The following is a 19,663-nucleotide window of genomic DNA, read 5'->3' on the forward strand; positions in this document are numbered from 1 at the left end:
TTTGCAATCACCGATCGCCCATTTCAGCGAAATGTATGATCCACTCTTCTTGATTGCTTGGGGTGGATGCCCCGTAGACCCAAACTCGGAGGCGTTCCATGACCAAGACCATCACCTGTGCCGGAGCCGTGGCCGCCGTGCTCCTCGTCTTCTCTACGGGGGCCGCCGCCGCCCAGACTTCGGAAGCCACCGGCTCCGACTCCCTCCCGGGGGCATCGGAGACCGAGGGGGGCTATCTCGGCGAGGCCGGCGAGCTGCTGCCCGGTTCTGTTACGGGTTCTCTGCCCGGTTACGCCTCCGGACCGCTGGGTTCCACCGCCACCCTCGTGTGCAATCTCGGTTCGGCGGCCGGCGCCGCCGCCAACCTGATGGGGGTGCCGTTGCAGGTTCCGGTGGGAGTCATCTGCATGGTCCTCAACCCGGTCGCCGAGTCGGCGGATGCGCTGCTCGAGGGAGACGTCCAGGGTTCCGTCGGCGCGGTGGTGTCCGGTGTGCCGCTGGTCGGCGCGTCGCTCGAGGATCAGATTGACACCGGGTCCGCCACCGAGTCGGTGGAGGGGTCCGTGGGTGATCGACTGGGTTCTGTCTCCGAGGCCGCGCTGACTCCGGAGAACTGAGGCGGCTTCCGCGCCCGGCGCCCCGCGCCCGGGGCCCGGCGCCCCGCGCCCCGCGCCCGGACTCCAGCCCCAGGGCCCTGGCTAAGGGGCGGGGTCGATCCGGGTGGTGGGCGTCGGCCTACCTAACGCTGCTGGCGCCCGAAGGCGTGCGGTTCGACGGGCTGCTGCGCCAGGGGTAGGCCCGACACCACGAGTCGGTAGGACTCGGTGACCAGCTCGGAAACCATGTCCGCGGTCAGCGTGCCGCCGGGGTGCAGCGAGATCCAATGCCGCTTGTTCATGTGGTACCCGGGCGTGATGTCGGCGTGCGCATCGCGCAGGGCCATCGAGTCCGACGGCAGTGCCTTGAGGATCACCTGACGCTCGCCGTTGACGACCGCGTGGAACATGAACATCTTCCCGCGGACCTTGAACACATCGAAGTCCGGCCCGAACGGGAACTCCAGAGTCGACGCGGGCAGTTCGCGGGCGCGCATCGCCGCGCACTTCTGGAGTTCCCGTCCGTTCATGCCGTCGACGCTACCGTCGCCGGCTCCGCGCCCGGCTCTGCGCCCGGGCGGGCGGGACGCTGCGGGTCGCCCGGCGTGTCGTCGTCCCGGCCCGGCCGGGTGATGAGCGGGTTGGCGAGTGTCCCGGCGAACTGCAATGACCCGGCCTGATCGGTCAGGTCGACCATCTGCCGCGTGTTCCGCAACTGCAGGCGGTTGAGGCACGAGTGCTTGAACCGCGGAGCGAACAGCGCCTCCCAGGTGGGATGGTGCACCTCGCCGTCGTGCACCCGGCCGTCGTAGTCCCCGCCGTCGTGGTCCTCGCCGTTGTTCCCCTCACCGCCGCGACCCTCGCCGCCGCGACCGCCGCCGGGAGCCAGGGTCTCGAGGCACTGCCGCGTCTCGTCCCAGAACTGATCCGCGTCGAGCACCCCGGCGACGTCGAGGATCGAGGCGAGGTGGCGCAGCACCCCGTCCATGACGTCGGTGTGGACGCTCAGTGCGGCTGTCTCCGCGTCCACCACGTGGCGGATCCGCTCGAGCCCAGAGGGCAGAGGCCGGTCACGCACCACGGCGACCTCCTCGCCGATGTCCTTGAACAGCGCCCGGCGCACGGTGTGGTCGGGGCCCATCACCACGATCACGTTCTCACCGTGCGGCATGAAGACCAGCCCGTGCACGAGCAGGCACCTCGCGACGGGCAGCACGTAGGCGTCGAGCAGCGTCCGGAGCCAGGTGCGGGCGTCCAGGCCCGACCGCTCGAGGTGCTCGACGGCGAGGGACCGCCCGTGCAGGTCCACGTGCAGCATCGAGGCCAGCGTGACGGCACGTTCTCCGGGGGCCAGCCGTGAAACGGGGCTCTCGCGCCACAGGGCCGCGATCATCTTGGTGTGCGGCCCCTCGTCCGAGATCCCGGCCGCGGCCGCCCGGTGGTAGGCGTCGCCGGTGTAGCCCACGGCGGCGACCTCCCGCAGGATCTGGAAATCCAGCGCGCGCAACACCGGATCCGAGGCGACGACCCCGGCCACCCAGTCGTTGACGGCCGGGGTGTCGCGCATGTACTTCGGCGACAGGCCGCGGGTGAACCCCATGTTCTGCACGGCGAGGGCGGTCTTGACGTAGCCGCGCTCGGGGTGGGTCACGTCGAAGAAGGTGCGGACGGACTGCTGTGGCCGGTACTCGCTGTCGGATTCGCCCAGGTGGACCAGGTCGTGGCGCGCGAGATCGGGGGCGAACGCCACCGCGACCTCGTGCTGCCACTGCCAGGGGTGTACGGGCAGGAGGCGGTAGTCGGCGGGGTCGAGGCCCAGTGAGCGCAGCCGGTCATCGCACCGTACGAGCGCCTCGGTGCCGAACTCGCGCGCGTAGTGGTCGCGCTCGTCGAGGCCCGTGACGGTGGCCAGGTGGCTCAGGCCGCGGCGGGCTGCCAGCCACACCAGCCGGACGGTCGACGGGGCCTCGGGCGTGTAACGGTGACGGTCGGACAGACCCAGGCCCACGCGGCCGTTGTTGGCGACGAACCCGGGATGCCCCTCGGTCATCGCGCCCTCGACCTCCTGCAGGTCGGCCTCCGCGAGCTGCTGCGCGGGTCGATCGCGGTGGTGCAGGCAGAACGCCGCCGAGCCGAGCGTGGCCGCGATCTCCTCCAGGTAGGTCCCCACGAGCGACCCGGGGATCCCCAGATGGGGCGCGAGGGTGAGGATCAACTCCTGCGCGTCCGGCTCGACCGGGACGCCGTCGACCTCGCGGCACAGCGAGGCCTCGTCGATCGCCCAGTGCTCCAGCGGCAGCACCCGCGCGCGGAACGTCCACCGTTCGCTGCCGGCGCGGACCGCGTAGACATCGGGTCCGGCGTCGGTGTGAGTGGAGCGGGTGGGCGCGAGGAGTCGCTCGTGGGAGAACTCGGCCAGGGCCTTGGCGCAGAGGTGGCGGTGCGCGCGGCGCATGGCGTGACCGGTGAGGTGGGCGTGGGGTGGCGGTGTGAACGGGGGTGACGACGACGAGACCGGCGTCGCCGTCCGGCCGATCTCCGACTCGCGGAACGCCTCGGCACTACAGATGGAGAGCAGCGCCGTCTTGTCGGGCAGGTCGACGGGGCCGTCCTCGAGGAAGCCGGCGCGGGCGTTGAGCCGGTGCACGGCGGTGTTCCGGATGTCGGGCTCGACCACCACCCGGCGGGCCGGGGCGCCGAACAGCGGCACCTCGAACGCGGTCGAGCAGATGGCCCCCATCACGGCCGCGGACGTGCCGGGGACCGGCGTGCGGGTGGGCGCGACGAGCAGGTGCATCCCGAGGTCGCCCGGCTCGTGCGGGTACCGGCCGTCGAGTTCGACGACGGCAGGGTCGTAGAACACGGCAAGGCCCACACGTAGACCGTCGATGCGCACCGTGTGCACCGACCGGTGCGGGCTCGCCGACCAGTCGGTGAGGAACTCCTCGACCTGCGCCGGGGTGGTACCCCGCATACCCCAGTAGGCGGAACCGGGATGGTCGAGCCATGCGTGCAGGGTGCGGACGGTGTCGTGGTCGAGGGCCAGTGGTTCCAGGGTGACCAACCCGGCGGGTGTGTGGACGGTGCTGGTGTGGACGGTGCTGGTGTGGGTGGGGGCGGTGGTGTTCATCGTGCCTCCTGGTGCCGGGCGGTCGGGGCGCCGAACTGCTGGAACGCGATCGACGACTCGATCGGGTAGACCTCGCGGCCGCAGATCCCGCGCAGGATGATGCTGTTGCGCATCGCTCCCATGCCCAGGTCCGGGGCGGTGAGCCCGTGGGTGTGTTCCTCCGCGTTCTGGACATGGATGAAGGAGTGTGCGCGGTCGACGGTGTGATCACGGGCCACCCGGTAGCGCCCGCGGCCGTCCCTGTCGATCTCCTCGGCGATCCCGTCGAGGAACCGCGGCGGCGTGGGGGAGTAGCCCGTCGCGAGGACGAGTCCCTCCGTGTGATGGGTCCACTGCCTGCCGGTGTCGGTGCAGTGCAGGTCCAGGCGCAGGGCAGCGCCGGAGGCGGTGGCGGGGCCGGTGCCGGTGGCGGGGTCGGCCTCCCGGCGGGCACCGTCGAGGGCCGTGGCGGCGGCCAGCAGCCCGGTGTCCAGGCCCTGGACCGAACGGCGGTAGAGCAGATCATGGATCTGGTTGATCAACTCGGCGTCGATGCCCTTGTACAACGAACGCTGCTCGCGCAGCATCCGGTCGCGCTGGTCCGGGGGCAGGTCGTGGAAATGGTCGATGTACTCGGGCGAGGTCATCTCGAGTGTGAGCTTGGTGTACTCCATCGGGAAGAACCGCGGCGAGCGCGTCAGCCAGTCGACGCGCGGCCCGTCGCCGGCGGCGGCGGAGAGCAGGTCGTGGTAGATCTCCGCGGCCGATTGGCCACTGCCCACCACGGTCACCGACCCCAGCGAGAGCAGGTCCTCCCGCCGGTGCAGGTAGTCGGAGGCGTGGAGAGCCACCGTGCCGCCACCGTCGAGCAGTCCCGTGTCGATCGGCGACCACGGGGTCGTGCCGATCCCCAGCACCAGGTGGCGGGCGCGATAGGTCTCGGTGCCCTCGCGGGTGAGGGCGGTGACACGGTAGACGGGGGCCTCGTCGTCGTCGCCCGGTCCCTCTCGTCCCTGGTCCTCCCGTCGGACGTCGACGACCTCCCGCCCCCAGCGCAGGCCGCGCACCCGCTCGGCAGCCCACCGGCAGTAGGCGTCGTATTCGGCGCGCAGCGGCTGGAAATTCTCACGGATGTAGAACGGGTACAGACGCCCGACCTGCTTGAGGTAGGCGAGGAACGAATACGGCGAGGTCGGGTCCGCCAACGTGACCAGGTCGGCGAGGAACGGCACCTGGATGGTCGCGTCGTCGAACATGAGTCCGTGGTGCCAGGCGAAGCCGTCGCGGGAATCGAGGAACACCGCGTCCAGACCCAGCGGCTCGGCCAGGCACGCCAGGCCCAGGTTGAACGGGCCGATACCGACGCCGAGCAGGTCGTGCACGCGGGAGGTGCTCAGGTCAGTGCTCACGTCAGCACCCCCGCGGTCGTGGCCTCACGTATCCCCTCGGCGAGGTAGCGAGCGGCGTCGCGGACGTCCGTCAGCACGACGGCCACGTCCTCGTCTCCGAGGTTCGGATCGAGAACCGTCAGCTTGAGACAGGGCCGGCCGTCCACGACCGTCGACGCGACGAGCGAACGACCCTCCGCGAACAGCGCGTCGCGGACGGGGCGCACGAGGGCGTCGGCCTCGTCGTCAGTGAGTGCGCTGTCGGTGACGGGACGGTCGGGCGCGGTCACCGCGGGCCGGGGCCGGAAGAGCACCGTCGACAGCGCCGGGCGCCGCACCAACTCGAGTTCCGGGTCGGCCTCGATCGTCCGGCCGATCCGGGCGGCCACGTCGATCGCCTCGTCGAGTAGACGGCCGATGCCGTCAGCGCCCAGCACGCGGAGCGTCATCCACAGTTTGAGGGCGTCGAAACGGCGGGTGGTCTGCAGGGACTTGTCCACGGCGTGGTCGTCGCCGTCGGCGGGGTTGAGGTAGTCGGCGCTCACGGTGGAGTGGCGGAAGCCCGAACCGTCGCGCAGCAGCAGCGCCGAGGCGGCCACCGGCAGAAAGAACGTCTTGTGGAAGTCCACGGTCACCGAGTCGGCGAGCCCGATCCCGTCGAGCAGGTCCCGGCGCGTCGGGGAGACCAAGAGCCCGCCGCCGTAGGCGGCATCCACGTGTAGCCAGACGTCGTGGCGGCGGCAGATGCCACCGACCGCCCGCAGCGGGTCGATCGCGCCGTGGTCGGTCGTACCGGCGAGCGCGACGACGGCCGCGACCTCGTCCCCGGCGTCGGCCAGCGCGGACAGGGTGCGGTCGAGGGTCGCGGGGTCCATCCGGTCGCCGTCACCGGGCAGGGCGATGACCGCATCCGGCGAGAGACCCAGCAGGCGGGCCGCCTTGACCACGCTGAGGTGGGCGTGTTCGCCGGTGACGATGCGCAGGCGGGTCAGTCGGGCGCCGCGGTCCGTGTCCCGCTCCGCCCCCCGGCGCCCGGGGGCCGGTCGGGCGAGGCGGTCCTCGCGGGCGGTGAACAGGCCCTGCAGGTTGGAGGCGGTACCGCCGGTGGTGAAGACGCCGTCCGGGCGGGGGGTGGCGTCGAGATCACTGGCGTCGAAAGCACTGGCGTTGAGATCACTGGCGTCGAAACCGATGAGACCGGTGACCCAGTCGATGAGCTTCTGTTCGATCAGACACGCCGACGTGCCCTGATCCCAGGTCTCCACAGCCGTATTGACCGACGTCGCGAGTGCCTCGGCGGCGACCGCCGGGATGGTGATCGGGCAGTTGAGGTGGGCGAGGTAGCGCGGGTGGTGGTAGCCCACCGCGTGGTCGAGGTAGAGACCCCGGACCTCCTCGAGTGCCCTGTCCAGCGTGCCCAGCGGCGCCGCGAGATCGACGGCGGCGGTCTGCGCTGCCAGCGTCGACGGCGACGCGGATGAGCGCGGCGTGGTCCGACCGTCGAGATACCGGCTCACCTCGGCGGTCGCGGCAGCCAGGGCGGCGGCGTGGGCCTCCCGGTTCCGGCTGCTCAACAATGGATCGTTCACGGGTACTCCGACCTACTCGGGGACAGTGGTACGGCCGAACGCTATGCAGGGTAGGCTTACCTAAACAACAGTAGAGTGAGATGAATCACGTTGTGGGACAGGTGAAGTGGAAATCTTTCCCGTAGCTGTTGCGTTCGGGCGGCGGATCCCGTTACCGTGACGCCTACCAAGGTAAGCCATGCCTAAGTCGGCCGCACTAAGTCGGCCGCACCCTCGACGACCCCGGATCGGTTACCAACCAGGCGACGTTCCACACCAGACGGAGACCCCATGACCGCACCCGCTGCACGATCCCGGCTGACGCTCGACGGACCCGACGATCCGGCACGTCCGCGGGCCCGGGCGGTACTCGTGGCCCTCGCGGCCTTCGTGGCGCTCCTGGCCGTGCTGGCCGGGTGCTCGACCGGCGCCGTCGACGGCGGCGGGGACGCCGGCGCGGGAGGCGGGGTCGAGCGGCAGGGCGAGTTCCCCCGCACCCTCTCGCACGCCTACGGCGAGACCGAGATCCCGGAGGCGCCCCAGCGAGTGGCCACCATCTCCTGGGTCAACGCCGACGTCTCCCTGGCGTTGGGTGTGGTTCCGGTGGGGATGCCCCGCAACTCGTTTGGCGCCAACGCGAACGGGTCCACGGACTGGTTCGACGCGGAACTGGAGGAGGTCGGCGGTGACATGCCGACGCTGTACTCCGAGACCGACGGAATCAACACCGAGGCGATCGCGGCCCTCGAGCCGGATCTCATCCTGGGTGTCTACTCCGGGATGACCGAGGAGGAGTACGAGACCCTCTCGAAGATCGCCCCCACCATCGCGATGCCGGAGGGCGACGTCGCGTTCGGCACCGCCTGGCAGGACTCGACCCGGCTGATCGGCGAGGCCCTCGGTCGTTCCGAGGCCGCCGAGGAGCTCATCACGGACGTCGAGGGGCAGATCGATCAGGTCGCCTCGGACAACCCGGGAATCCGCGACACGACCTTCATCTACGGCACCGTCGACCCCGACGCGGCGGAGAAGATCTACGCCTTCACCGACGTCGACAACCGCCCCCGCTTCCTCGAGCAGCTCGGTATGGTCCAGGCTCCGGTCGTCGCCGAGGCCTCGAGCGGCTCGCCAGAGGAGTTCGCGGTGACCTGGTCACCCGAGCGCGCCGACGAGCTGGTCTCCGACATTCTCGTCACCTACGCCGCCTCCCCCGAGGTCCGCGAGGCCATCGAGTCCGACCCGCTGCTCGGGCGCATCCCCGCGGTCGAGGCCGGGCGGATGGTCGTCCAGACCGACGAGCAGCAAGTGCTCTCGATCTCCGCCTCGTCGCCGCTGAGCCTGCCGTGGGCGCTGGAGAACGTCGTGCCCGACATCATCGCGGCGGCAGAGCAGGCCTGAGAAGCGTGACCAGCCCCGCGACAAGCACCGCCGACCCGCCCGCCCTCCCGGCGGGCGGGTCGGCGGTGCCTGCGGTACCGACCGTGCAGCGGCGCCACCGTGTCGTGATCGGCACGGTGGCCTCGTCGACGTTGCTCGTCGCGGGCGTGGCACTCTCGCTGTTCGTGGGAGCGCGATCCGTCGACCCGGCGGTGGTGTGGTCGGTGTTGGCGGCGCTCCCGTCGCAGGTGTTCGCCGGTGACCTCACGGCCACCCTCGCCCCCGGGTCGGGCACCGGGATGGACGAGGTGGTGGTGGCCGCCCGGGTTCCCCGCACGATCACCGCGATCCTCGTGGGCGCCGCGCTCGCGGTGGCGGGCGCCGGGCTCCAGGGCGCCACCCGTAATCCGCTCGGCGACCCGGGCCTGCTCGGGCTCACCGCGGGCGCCGCGCTCGGCGTGGTGCTGGGGCTGGCCCTCGCGCCGGCCGCCGGCCCGTCCGCCGTCGCGTTGTTCGCGGTCGCCGGCTCCCTGGCCGCGGGCATGGTGGTGGTCGGCGCCGGCCGACTCGGAGCCGACTCGGGCACCGGACTCGTCCTCGCCGGGGCCGCCGTCACCGCAGGGTGTACCGCGGTGACCTCCTCGCTGGTCATCGCCCTTCCCGGGGTCCTCGACCGGTTCCGCTTCTGGGGCCTGGGCTCGGTGGCCCGCGCGTCCGCACCCGAGATCGGTGCCGCCGCGCCGTTCATCCTGCTGGGGCTCGTCCTCGTCCTGGCCGGCGCGGCCACCCTCGACGCCCTCGCGCTCGGCGACGACCTGGCCCGCGGGCTGGGAGTGGGACCCGTCGTCGGGCGCGCCGTGGTTCTGGCAGGTGTGGTGGTCCTGTCCGGGGTCGCCACCGCGCTCGCTGGCCCCATCGCCTTCCTCGGACTACTCGTGCCGCACCTGCTGCGGCGGCTCGTCGGGGTGGGCAACCGCGTCGTCCTGGGCCTGTCGGTGATCGTGGGGCCGGTGGTCCTGCTGTTCGCGGACACGGTCGGGCGTGTGGTCGCCCCGCCCGGGGAGATCGCCGTCGGTGTGATGACCGTGGCGATCGGTGTGCCCTTCCTCATCGCCCTGCTCCGCGCGAACCGGGGGGTGAGCGGCTCATGAGCCCCGACGTCCTCGACCGAACGGCCGGCCCCGCCGGCGGCTCCTCGACCTGCACCGAGCTCGCCGAGACCGAGCAGGTCGTCCGCCACCTGTCGGCCCGCCGCCGCAGGCACGCGGTCCTCGTCGTCGTCGGACTCGCGGTGGCCCTGGTGACGGTCATGGCGGTTCGCGTGCTGCTGGGTCGCTACACGGTGACCATCCCCGACTTCATCTCCATCCTCGGCGGCGCGACGATCCCCGGCGCCACGTTCGTCGTGATGGAGGACAAACTGCCGCGCGCGGTCCTCGGCGCGCTCGCCGGCCTCGCGTTCGGCGCGTCCGGCGCGCTGTTCCGCCGCGTCCTCGGCAATCCCCTGGCCAGCCCCGACATCCTCGGGATCTCCCACGGCGCCTCCGCCGGGGCCGTGGCCGGCATGGCCCTGTGGGGGCTGCGCGGCGTGGGGGTCGTACCCGCCGCGCTGCTGGGCTCCGCCGTCGCGCTCGCGATCGTCCTGGCGGCCTCCGCCGGCCGGCACACCGGGATCGTCGGCCAACGCTTCCTGCTCGGCGGTGTGGCCGTTGCCGCCCTCGGCACCGCCGTCGTCACCCAGCTCATCGCGCGGCTCCCGCTGACCGGAGCCCAGGAAGCGGCCGTGTGGACCGTCGGGTCGCTGTCCGGGGCGTCGGGGGAGCGCATCGCCTGGCTCGCCGTCGCGCTGGTGGTCCTGCTCCCGCCGGGGATGTGGCTGCACGCCGCGCTCCGGCCCGCCGAGCTGGGGCCCGAGCTCGCCGTCGGCCTCGGGTCCCGCCCGGTCCCCACCCGTGCTGCCGCTCTGGGGGTGGGGAGTCTGCTCGCCGCCGCCGCGACGGCGGTGGCCGGCCCGCTCGCCTTCGTCGCCCTGTTGTCCACTCCCGTCGCCGCTGCGCTCGGCCGCGGACGCCCGCGCATCGGGGCGGCCGCGTTGACCGGGGCCGTGATCGTCGTGGCCGCGGACATCGTGGCCTCAGAGGCGTTGGGGACGGTCGACCTGCCCACCGGCGTGGTGACCGGCGCACTGGGCGCCCCCGCCATGCTGTGGATCCTCCTGCGTTCGAGAAAGGCGGCCTGATGAGCATCCCCGCGCCCGTCGCGTCCGTGACCCCGGCCCTGCCCATGGACCTCGGCCCCGAACCCGAACCGGCCTTCCGCTTGCGCGGCCTGACCCTGGGCTACGGTGCCGACCCGGTTATCCGCGACCTCGACCTGGACCTCCCCGCCGGACGGACCACCGTGCTCATCGGTGCCAACGGCTGTGGCAAGTCCACGATCCTGCGGGCCCTGGGGCGTCAGCTGCGCCCGCTGTCCGGGTCGATCGAGACCGACGGCCATCTGTTGTCCGAGGTCCGTGCCCGCGAGCACGCGCGGTCCGTGGCGTTCCTGCCGCAGTCCCCGCTGGTGCCGGAGGGTCTCACCGTGGCCGAGCTCGTCGCGCGCGGCCGGCACCCACACCGTCGGTGGTGGGGAGGGGGCGACGACGACGACACGGCCGTGGCCGAGGCGTTGGCGATGACCGGCACCGCCGAATTCGCCCACCGGCGGGTCGATGAGCTGTCCGGCGGCCAACGGCAACGCGTCTGGGTCGCACTCGTTCTGGCCCAGGCCACACCAACCCTCCTGCTCGACGAACCGTGCTCGTTCCTCGACCTGGCGCACCAGCTCGACGTCCTGGATCTCGTACGCGACCTGCCGCTGCCCGCCGGTCACCGCGACCACGGCACCGGCCGCCGCACCGTGGTGGCGGTGCTGCACGAACTCAGCCTGGCCGCGCGGGTGGCCGATCACCTGGTGGCGGTCGCCGAGGGCGGCGTGGTCGCCGCGGGCCCGCCAGACCAGGTGATCACCCAGGAGACCTTGCGTCGCGTGTTCGACCTGGACGCCGACATCATCACCGATCCGGCCACCGGCCACCCCGTGGTGCTGCCCCGGGGACGACGGAAGGGGACCACATGACCGCTGTAGCCGTAGAGGCACCGATCGTCGTCTCGCAGACCCGCGTCATCGACGCCCGCCCGCTGGGGGAGTCGTTCGTCCGCCTCGTGGTGGCCGGGCCCGACCTGCTGCGCTGGTCCGCCGACGTGGTGGACCCGGGCACCGTCCGGGATGCCTACATCAAGGTCATCGTGCCCCCGCCGGGCGGCGGCGGCGCGATCCCCGACGCCGACGCGATCCGCGACTGGCTCGCACTGCCCGAGGGCGAACGCGGCTGGATGCGCACCTACACCGTCCGCCGCGCGGACACCGTCGCGCTGGATGGGGAACACGTTCCCGCACTGACGGTGGACATGGTGGTCCACCCCGGTGACGACGAGGGGCCGGGATCGGCGTGGGCGCGGTCCGTACGTCCGGGCGACATCGTGCACATCGCCGGACCCGGGCGCGGGCACGCGCCGTGGGCGGCCTGGGCGCCCGGCCGCGCCGAGCGTGTCGTGTGCGCCGGTGACGAGACCGCCGCGCCGGCGCTGCTGGCGATCGCCGAGGAACTGGCCGGGGAACGGGCCACAGCCGGCTCGGTGACGCGGCGTCGGGTACAGATCATCGTGGAGGTGCCCACCCACCGCGATGCCGTGGCACTGGCGGAGGGCGCCCCGGACTTCGTCACCGTGCTGCCGCGGGAGGGGGAACCCGGCACCGCGGTGGCCCGTCGCCTGGCGGGCGTGTTGGACCTGGGCGACGAGTGTGTGCGGACCGTCCTGGGTGGGCGCCGACCCGCGGAGCGCGAGTGGCAGCCGGCGACCGCCGTCTCCGCCGGCCAGCCGTATGTATTCCTCGCCGGAGAGGCGGGGCTCGTCCGTGCCATGCGCCGCCTCGCCGTGGACGCCGCCGGGGTGCCCAAGGAGGCCGTGGCGTTCATGGGGTACTGGCGGCGCGGCGCCGCGGAGTGCTGATCGGTCCTAGGCGCCGCGGTCGGCGGGCGGGTACGACGGGTCCCGCAGCGCCCTGAGGATGTGCGGATAGCGCGACCCGGGAAGACGGTTCGCGATCGGATCGAAGTGCAGGTTCTCGTCGTCGTCCTCCCACGAGTCCACCGTGAGCCGGCCCAGCGTCTTCCACTTGCCGAGCGGCGTCGCGTGTTGCAGGGTCCACGTGCCGCCGTCGCCGGTGGGGATCGCGGCCAACAGGAGCGGGCGACCCGCGATGAGCACCGGGAACATGGACGTCATGGTGCGGCCCATTGTCCGCCAGCCCGTGGTGAGGACGTACCGGCTCAGCGGTCCCGTGCCGGTGCTGGCCAGCAGGATGTCCACCGGCCGCTCGGCGTGGATGCGGACGGCCATCCCGCCGATGTCGGGCACCGCGTCCGGCAGCCCCACCGCGCGGGAGAACCGGATCGTCGCCGGCCAGCGGCCCGTCACGTCCAGCAGGGACGACCCCGTGCGACCGACCCCGGTCACGCTCAGCGTGGCCTCGGCGATCACGCCCTTGGGGTGCAGCGCCTTCGGGCGCGCGAGTCGCGCCACCGCGGCCACGGCGCCGAACGCGGACCCGGCCAGACTGGACAGGGGCGCCGAACGCAGCGCGACCTCCTTCGACTCCGTCGTGGTGGGCACGAGAGCGGAGGACCGGGGGGAAGAAGGCTCGGCTGGAGAGCTCGCTGCGGCGTCGTCGCGGCCGGCATTCCGGGTGCGTCGGGACATGGAGTCACGATACCGACCCGCGTCAACCCAGTGCCGATCGTAGGCGGGGCAGCACCCAGTCCCACGCGATCCGCTCCTGCTCCAGACGCAGGTCGCCCCGCGCGGTCAGCAACTCCAGCGTGGCGACCTCGTCCGCGGTCAGTCGCGTGGGTTCTCTCCGGGTGGGTCTGGGGTCCGTGACGGTGAGGTCACGCCAGGTATCGAGGGTCTCGACGTCCATGAGAACGCTGACCGCGTGTGGCGCGTGGTGGCGGAGCCTGTCGAGGATCGCGAAGCCGTGGGAGTCGAGGTCTCCCCAGTAGACAATGAGGGCGGCGAGGGCCCACGGCAGTGCGGCGACGGCATCGACGGCGAATCCCCGCCCGAACAGTGCGACGGCGCCGGGTAGAGGCGGGAGGGCCAGGAACGTGGTGAGATTCTCGACGACGACGAGGTGTTGCGGTCCCGTTCCGTCGTCCCAGAGCTCGGCCAGCTGATCGACCGGGCTCTCCACATCGCGCAGCGGGAAGGGGATCGCGGGGTCGAGGATCCGCATCCGGACGCGGAGGTCGGAGCGTTTGAGTCCCAGCCCGGAGACGATCGGCGGTTCGTCGTGTGCTGCGCTGTCGCGACCCGACCGGGCAGCGTCGACGAGCTGTTCGACCAGACGGATGCGGGTTTCGATCCACTTGGTGTCGACGCCGGGAACCGCGACCTCGCGAGCTCGCAACCCCTCGGTGGGATGCTCGAGCACCCATCGGCACACTGCGAGCAATCGCTCCATGTCCCGGTCGGGAAGCTTCTCCCAGAGGGGGGCGGTGGCCGCAGCGGCCAGACTGAGTTCGGAGTGGTCGGGGCCCAATCGGAGCAGATCATCCGCCCTGGCGCGCACAGTCTCCCATCGCGCGGCTCGTCCCCCGATCCGCGCGATGGCCCGGTCGCCTCGGATCTCCACGCGCTGAGGAAGGGCGACCACACCGAAGCCGGGCAGTCGACGGTCCGCCCAGGCGACCTCCACCTCGTGGGCGCCGTGGGTAGCGCGCGCGTCGACGGAGGATTCGAACTCCCGCCACCGGCGGATCCAGTCCGCGGTTCCGGTCGGATCGCCGGATGCGCGTGCTGCAGTCGGGCATGCAGTGGAGAATCGCAGGACGTCGGTGGCTCCGGAGGCCGGGTCGGCGAGCCATTCGCGGTACCTTCGAGCGAACCGGGTGGTGCAGGCCTCGGCGAGGTCCGCGGGAGTACGCGGCGGGTTCGGCCCGGCCATGTCAGGTCGCGGCTTCCCAGGTGACCCGCTCGATGCGGGAGCGGCTACCGTCTTCGTTTCCGACCACCACGAGGCCACCGATGTACGGCTCGAGGGTCTGCAGCAACTTGAGCGGGGTCGCCAGAACCATGTGGAACCCGAAGTCGGTGAACACGTCCATCGCGCGGCGGGTGTAGTCGGGGTCGGCCCGGTCGAACGCCTCGTCGAGGACCACCGTTCCGTAGCGGGGCACGTCCGCGTCAACGTCCGCGAGCTGGAACCGCAGCGCCGCGGCGAGACAGAAGAACACCAACTTCTGCGCCTGGCCGCCCGACAGGCCCGAGGACGAATCGTGGTAGTTGGTCGGCGTTCCGGCCTCGTCGATCTCGACCCCGATGAAACCGACGTGCCGCCTGGTGTCCAGCACGGTCTGGCGCCACCGTCGGTCGCCGGCGTCCGCGGATCCCAGCCGGTCCAGTAGGCGCGACATCACCGCGAAACCGGCCTCTGCGGTGTCGACGGTGCGTTTGTCGAGCGCTCCGGAGACCGCCTTCTCCAGGTCGCCCAGGAAGTCGGTGACGGTCTCGGTGCGTCGGTCACGCACGTCGATCTGCAGCCATCGCCCGGACTGGAACTCTGATCGGCGAAGCGAATCGTTGACCGGTCTGATCCCGGTCTCTATCTCGGAGCGGGCGCGGCGGATGTGACGGGCGAGTTCGCCCAGGTTCCGGGTCTGCATGTCCCCGATCAGCCCGAGAAAACGGTCCTCGAACTCCGCGAGGCGGTCGCGGCGGAGCTGGACGAGCCACTCGACGGCCTCACCGACGAACTCCGGATCGGACTTGAGGTCGGCCTTCCTGGCGGGCCACCGTTCCAGGTACGAGGTGAGGACCGAGGTGATCCGACGGTGGATCCTGTCGCGTTCGGTCGCGGTGGCCACCTGCTCGGCGGCGATGGCGCGCTCCGCGCGCTGGCAGACCTCCTGCACGTTGTCGGCGGTCAAGCGGCGCGTCGCCGCCGAGAGTCGCCTCCGGATGCGGGCTGCGGCGGCCTCGTCGATGCCGCGTTCCTCGTGGCCGGTGAGGCCGGCGAGCCGCCTGCCCAGGCTCTCCACGACGCTGGCGGCGACCGCTCCGGCCCTGTTCGCGGAGTCGTAATCCGCCTGGGCCCGCGATTGGGCCTCCTCCGCGGCGCGTAGGTCCCGCTCCATCTCGGCGACTTCCGGGTGCTCCTCGCGCCACTGTTCCAGCCGGTCACGGGCGGCACGAGCACGTTCGTCGGCGGTGTGCGAGTCCACCTCCTCCCACCGCAGGCCCATGAGGGTGATGGCCGCGCGTTGGCGGGCGCGGCGCTGCGCGTCGAGGTCGTCCAGTCCGGCCCACTGCCGCTCGTGCGTGTCCATACGCGCCCGGATCTCGTTCCGGAGGGAGGTGAGCGCGTCCACCTTGGAGTCGTCCATACCGCCCAGCTGGAACGCGGCGGGGTCATCGATCCGTCGACGGTCGTCCTTCTCGAAGCGCGCACCCCGTCTGATCAATCCGTGCAGGGTGACGGCTTTGTCGTGCTGATCCAGTTCGGCGGGGGTCTCGACGCAGGTCACGTCGAACTCGCCGGCGAGCCTGCGGTTGAGCCACTGGCGGAACGGCCCGTCGGCGGGTCGGACCTTGCGAACGAGGCTATAGGGGCCGGTGCGGCGGGTCGCGGAGTCATCGCCGTGGTCGACCACCTCGTAGACCAGACGCACGCCCAGGTGGGTCGAGTCGACGGCGGCGGCAACTCGTGCCCGGAGGTGGTCGGGGACGAGCATCGTGCGGGCGAAGCCGGACAGGACCCGCTCGATCGCGGGACGCCAGCGGGCGTGCTCGGCGGGGACGTCGAGGAGTTCTCCGGCAAACGGCAGTTCGCGCGCACCCAGCCCCGCCGAATCGCACACGAGGTCCCGCGCGGCCAGCAAACGCGAGTCGATGTTCGAGCGGTGGCGCAGCAGAGCCTGTAACTGCGCGGTCACCTCCTCGAGCGAGCGCTTCTCTTCGTTCAGGGAGCCGGCCACGTCGCGCAGTGTCTCGCGATCCCGCGCCCGCTCGGCCTCCTGTTCCGCGTCCTCGCGCTCGAGCGTGGCGAGCAGGACGGCGAAGTCCTCGGCGGACGTCGGAAGGGTGCCACCCAGGCGCTCGACCTCGGTCTGTGCGCGCGCACGCCGGGTGGAGACGGCGGTGGCGTGTTCGAGGGCTCGGTCGAGCTCCCGTGCGAGTTCGTCGCGCCCGGCGCCGGCGCTACCCCGGAGGCGGGCACGGATGTCGTCGGTCGCCGTGCGTCGGGCGTCGAGTCGCTCTCGAGTTGACGCGACGCTCGACTCCGCGGCGACCAGCGCCCCGCGGGCCGTCCGCAGCTCCTCTTCGACGAGCTCGGTGGTCACGGCGGCCTGCACCGCGGGAAAGGCCACATTCTCGGCGTCGAGTTCCTCGGCTCGGTCCAGTACGCGATCCCGGGAGGCCCGGAGGTCCGCGAGAGGGGTCAGATGGGCGATCTGCTCGCGCACGTCGACCACGGACCGGTGGGCTTCGCGGAGTTCTGCGAACTGCGCCACGGCGCGGTCGGCCACAGCGAAGGTGCTCGGCTCCTCCAGCATGAAATCGCGGAAGAGTTGGTCGAGACTCGACAGTGATTTGGCCGACAGGGTCCGGTGCAGCAGGAGCTGAGCGGACTCGGAGGCGATGCCGAGCCGCCGCCGGAACGCGGCGGCGAACGCCGAGTAGCTGTCGTGGAACCGCACCTGGGGGATCTCCCGCTTGAGCGCCCGCTTGTCGATACCGCTGCGGAGATAGCCGAACAGGTCCGGCAGGTCCAGGGGCTCGGTGGACGCGTGCTCACGGATGCCGTGGAGACGCTTGACGCCCGCTGCGGAGTTGTCACCCGAACGCAGGTACATCAACAGCAGGAGGGTTACGCAGGTGCCGCGGCCACACGAGTACGTCAGCGCGATCGCGGAGTAGGTGGCCCTGGGCCGCAGGTAGACGGAGGACAGGTCACCGGATTCGGCGTCGGCGCCGCGCCGCCAGGCACCGCGGATGTAGGACACGAGCGTGCGTCCTGACCCTCGGCCCGCCTCCTCTTGGGCTGCAGCGTTGAACCGCAGGTGAGCGGGGGGCACGAGCACCGCCGAGACGGCGTCGATGAGGGTGGACTTACCGGACCCGGAACCGCCGGTGATGAGGAAGCCCTTCCGCGGAACCTCCACGTCGTGATACCCGTCGAGCGTTCCCCAGTTGCAGACCTGGATCCGCGACAACCGAAGTTGACCAGGGTGTTCCGGAGCCCCGGGAAGCTGCAGTGCTTCAGTCATCGTCGACCACTTCATCGTCGCCCACCTCGTCGTCGAACACGTCGCCCTCGAACAGGGCAGCGTCCCGCCCGGCCGCGCTCTCACCGTCGGGCCCCCCACGCGACTCGATCAGTGCGCGGTACTCGTCGCGGATTCCCGCGACGACGTCCGCGTCGAACAGGTGGCGAAGCACTGGAGAGACCTCGGCGCGGCCCCCGGTCTCCGTGTCCGAGAGCAGTGAGTAGGACTTGAGACGATTCCACGAGGCATCGAACTTGCGCGCGTACCGGCTGCGGTCCGAGTCGACGACCGAACGGTAGACGTCGATCCGCTCGGCCACGTCCTCACGATCCACGATCACGCGCTCGCCAGGCTGGGCCACGGACAACTCGGACCGCAGGTGCAGGAGCAGGACGGTGTCCATGTGCGACAGCGTCTCGGTGCGTAGCACTGCCGGGACGTCAACCTGACCACCCGTGTCGACCTGCCTGGTGAAGGCGATGCCGGCATCATGGTCCAGCACCAGATCGAGGAACACATCCGCCAGTCTCGATCGAATGGCGGGCTCGTCGGAGACCACGGCCGCCCAGATCTCCGGGTGGCGGTGCGCCTGCACCAGTGGGCCAGTGAGCAACCGGGCCAGGGCGCGCCGGGAGGCGAAGGACAGTGTCCCGGTGTCGCCGGGCCACAGGCCCTGATCGGCGGCCTCGTCGGGTCCGTCAGCGTCGGCCGCTGCAGGGGTCGTCACAGATCATCCTCCAAAAATCGCTCGGCGCTGAAGACCAGTGTGGGGATCCGGGCGCTCAGTGTGGAGTCGAAGCCGCTCGACCACGTGACCGTCTCAACCGGACGCGGGTCCTCGGACGGGGCTTCCGCCTGCGTGGCGATGGCCAGGTTCAGCAGTCCGACGATACTGGCGACCCCCTGGGTGGCCGGGTGTTCGCGAAGGATCGCCCCGATCGACGACGGCCCGAACCTCGACACGACGTCACGGACATGAGAGCGGAGTTCGGTCTCGTCGATCTCCGAGGCGCGGACCAGCGCTGTCAGGGCCTCGAGGTCCGCGTGACCCTCCTCGTGGTGCGTGACCTCCGCGGCCACGAGTTCCTCGCCCGGATTACGCAGGCGCAGGGCGCCGACGGATCGGGCCGACATGCCGATCCGACGGAGCTGGACCGACATCTGGCTGGTCGGCTTCACGGCGCGGGCGCTGCTCGCCTCGGCGGCGGCGGCGCGGGCGGACCGGATCAATGCGAGCACCTGCCGGTGTTCGACGTAGGCGTCGGAGGTGACGAAGTGCCGGAGGCTGCGAGATAGAGAGGTGAGAACCCCGTTGACCTCCGCCCCGGCCGTCTCCATCTCATCGAACAGCGCCCTGAGGTCGCGCCTGGCGGACGGGGGCAGGTCGTCGACCTGCGGCCGACTCAGGATGTCGTCTATCCACGTGTCGACCGACGCCGAGCGCTCGGGGTCGAGCAGTACCGAGTAGAAGGACGAGAAGCTACGGCCGGCCTCGGAGTCGCCGATGAGGTCGACCCCGCCGAAGACTGCGTCGAGGACGTCGCCGCGGGCACCGTCCTGGTCGAGAAGACGACGTCGAAGATCCTGGTTGAGCGAGTCGAATTCAGCGCGGACGCGGGCGAAGTCCGCGGGGACATCGTCCGCCCCCCGAAGGATCTCCGACACCTTCTCCGCGACCCGTTCCGGGCCCGCGAGATCCACCTCACCCTCCTCCACACGGGCGATGGCGGCATCGATACGGTCCCGTTCGCGGTGGAGGGCGGCCAATCTGCCCTGGACCGAAGGATCGGTCTCGCGGGCGAGATCCTCCAGCTGCCGGGTGAGGGTCTCCACCCGGGACACGGTCAGCCCGCGCCGTGGAGTCTGAAGGCCGTCCAGGAAGTCCATCACCACCAGCGCGGCCTGGGTGGGCTCGAGCGTCTCACCCGTCGCGGCAGTCCCCGGCCGGCGGAGCATCCATCCGGCATCCACCCAGGTACGCACGTAGGACTGTGCAGTGCCGGGGACCTCCGTGCCGGCGTCGCGTACGGCGGTCAGTGTCCGGTCCAGGAACTCGTAGAACTCGGACGAGGGGACACGCCTGGACGACCCCTCGAACACCTCGGTCAGTACCGCGACGATCAACGGCCACAGCTGACTCCGCAGCAGCGCCAGAACAGCCGACTCGGCGCTGAGGCGGGAGAACGCGAGGTAGCGCGCGAGTGCGGACACGTGTTCATGGTGGCACGCGACACCGACATCACTCGTCCTGA

15 protein-coding genes are annotated in these 19,663 nt (G+C 71.3%); 6 read left to right on the forward strand and 9 right to left on the reverse strand.

Annotated features, from left to right (window positions below; translation table 11 throughout):
• The first annotated feature begins 98 nt into the window (after positions 1-98).
• Entirely contained in the window at positions 99-617 is a 519-nt protein-coding gene (locus NR111_RS07590; protein ID WP_256820461.1) for a hypothetical protein, read from the forward strand.
• Between the two features lie 122 nt (positions 618-739).
• On the opposite strand, the gene NR111_RS07595 is transcribed toward NR111_RS07590, so the two are convergent.
• Genes NR111_RS07595 through NR111_RS07610 form a run of 4 tightly spaced genes read right to left on the reverse strand, consistent with a single transcriptional unit; the run spans position 740 to position 6,682 of the window.
• Positions 740-1,126 carry an MmcQ/YjbR family DNA-binding protein gene (locus NR111_RS07595; protein ID WP_119191854.1) on the reverse strand — a complete coding sequence of 129 codons (387 nt, stop codon included), beginning with the start codon at positions 1,124-1,126 and terminating at the stop codon, positions 740-742.
• On the reverse strand, positions 1,123-3,726 hold the full coding sequence (locus NR111_RS07600; RefSeq protein ID WP_256820462.1) for a GNAT family N-acetyltransferase: 2,604 nt from the start codon (positions 3,724-3,726) through the stop codon (positions 1,123-1,125). The genes NR111_RS07595 and NR111_RS07600 overlap by 4 nt, the downstream gene beginning before the upstream one ends.
• The gene (locus NR111_RS07605; protein ID WP_256820463.1) at positions 3,723-5,114 is read right to left on the reverse strand and encodes a lysine N(6)-hydroxylase/L-ornithine N(5)-oxygenase family protein; all 1,392 of its coding nucleotides are present in this window, start codon (positions 5,112-5,114) and stop codon (positions 3,723-3,725) included. The genes NR111_RS07600 and NR111_RS07605 overlap by 4 nt, the downstream gene beginning before the upstream one ends.
• Entirely contained in the window at positions 5,111-6,682 is a 1,572-nt protein-coding gene (locus NR111_RS07610) for an aspartate aminotransferase family protein (RefSeq protein ID WP_256820464.1), read from the reverse strand. The genes NR111_RS07605 and NR111_RS07610 overlap by 4 nt, the downstream gene beginning before the upstream one ends.
• A 270-nt stretch (positions 6,683-6,952) precedes the next feature.
• Between NR111_RS07610 and NR111_RS07615 the strand changes: the two genes are divergently transcribed.
• Genes NR111_RS07615 through NR111_RS07635 form a run of 5 tightly spaced genes read left to right on the forward strand, consistent with a single transcriptional unit; the run spans position 6,953 to position 12,093 of the window.
• Entirely contained in the window at positions 6,953-8,059 is a 1,107-nt protein-coding gene (locus NR111_RS07615; protein WP_256820465.1) for an iron-siderophore ABC transporter substrate-binding protein, read from the forward strand.
• 5 nt (positions 8,060-8,064) lie between these two features.
• Complete coding sequence (locus NR111_RS07620; protein WP_256820466.1) at positions 8,065-9,189, forward strand: iron ABC transporter permease; 1,125 nt, start codon at positions 8,065-8,067, stop codon at positions 9,187-9,189.
• On the forward strand, positions 9,186-10,277 hold the full coding sequence (locus NR111_RS07625; protein WP_256820467.1) for an iron chelate uptake ABC transporter family permease subunit: 1,092 nt from the start codon (positions 9,186-9,188) through the stop codon (positions 10,275-10,277). The genes NR111_RS07620 and NR111_RS07625 overlap by 4 nt, the downstream gene beginning before the upstream one ends.
• Positions 10,277-11,158, forward strand: coding sequence for an ABC transporter ATP-binding protein (locus NR111_RS07630; RefSeq protein WP_256820468.1), 882 nt, complete (start codon positions 10,277-10,279; stop codon positions 11,156-11,158). The genes NR111_RS07625 and NR111_RS07630 overlap by 1 nt, the downstream gene beginning before the upstream one ends.
• Positions 11,155-12,093 (forward strand): siderophore-interacting protein, encoded by a 939-nt coding sequence (locus NR111_RS07635; RefSeq protein ID WP_256820469.1) that lies wholly within the window; start codon positions 11,155-11,157, stop codon positions 12,091-12,093. The genes NR111_RS07630 and NR111_RS07635 overlap by 4 nt, the downstream gene beginning before the upstream one ends.
• A 6-nt stretch (positions 12,094-12,099) precedes the next feature.
• Here the strand turns inward: NR111_RS07635 and NR111_RS07640 are convergent, their stop codons facing one another.
• From NR111_RS07640 to NR111_RS07660, 5 genes are read right to left on the reverse strand one after another with little or no spacing between them, the layout of a single operon-like run.
• Positions 12,100-12,843, reverse strand: coding sequence for a phosphodiesterase (locus NR111_RS07640; protein WP_256820470.1), 744 nt, complete (start codon positions 12,841-12,843; stop codon positions 12,100-12,102).
• 22 nt (positions 12,844-12,865) lie between these two features.
• Positions 12,866-14,089, reverse strand: a complete 1,224-nt coding sequence (locus NR111_RS07645) for a Wadjet anti-phage system protein JetD domain-containing protein (RefSeq protein ID WP_069390394.1) — start codon at positions 14,087-14,089, stop codon at positions 12,866-12,868.
• 1 nt (position 14,090) lies between these two features.
• On the reverse strand, positions 14,091-17,411 hold the full coding sequence (locus NR111_RS07650; RefSeq protein WP_256820471.1) for an ATP-binding protein: 3,321 nt from the start codon (positions 17,409-17,411) through the stop codon (positions 14,091-14,093).
• Positions 17,404-18,138, reverse strand: coding sequence for a DUF4194 domain-containing protein (locus tag NR111_RS07655; RefSeq protein ID WP_069390395.1), 735 nt, complete (start codon positions 18,136-18,138; stop codon positions 17,404-17,406). Before NR111_RS07655 ends, NR111_RS07650 begins: the two co-directional genes overlap by 8 nt.
• Entirely contained in the window at positions 18,135-19,622 is a 1,488-nt protein-coding gene (locus NR111_RS07660; RefSeq protein ID WP_069390396.1) for a DUF3375 domain-containing protein, read from the reverse strand. The genes NR111_RS07655 and NR111_RS07660 overlap by 4 nt, the downstream gene beginning before the upstream one ends.
• Between the last annotated feature and the right edge of the window lie 41 nt (positions 19,623-19,663).

Source organism: Dietzia sp. Die43, from assembly GCF_024519835.1.
Classification (GTDB): domain Bacteria; phylum Actinomycetota; class Actinomycetes; order Mycobacteriales; family Mycobacteriaceae; genus Dietzia; species Dietzia kunjamensis.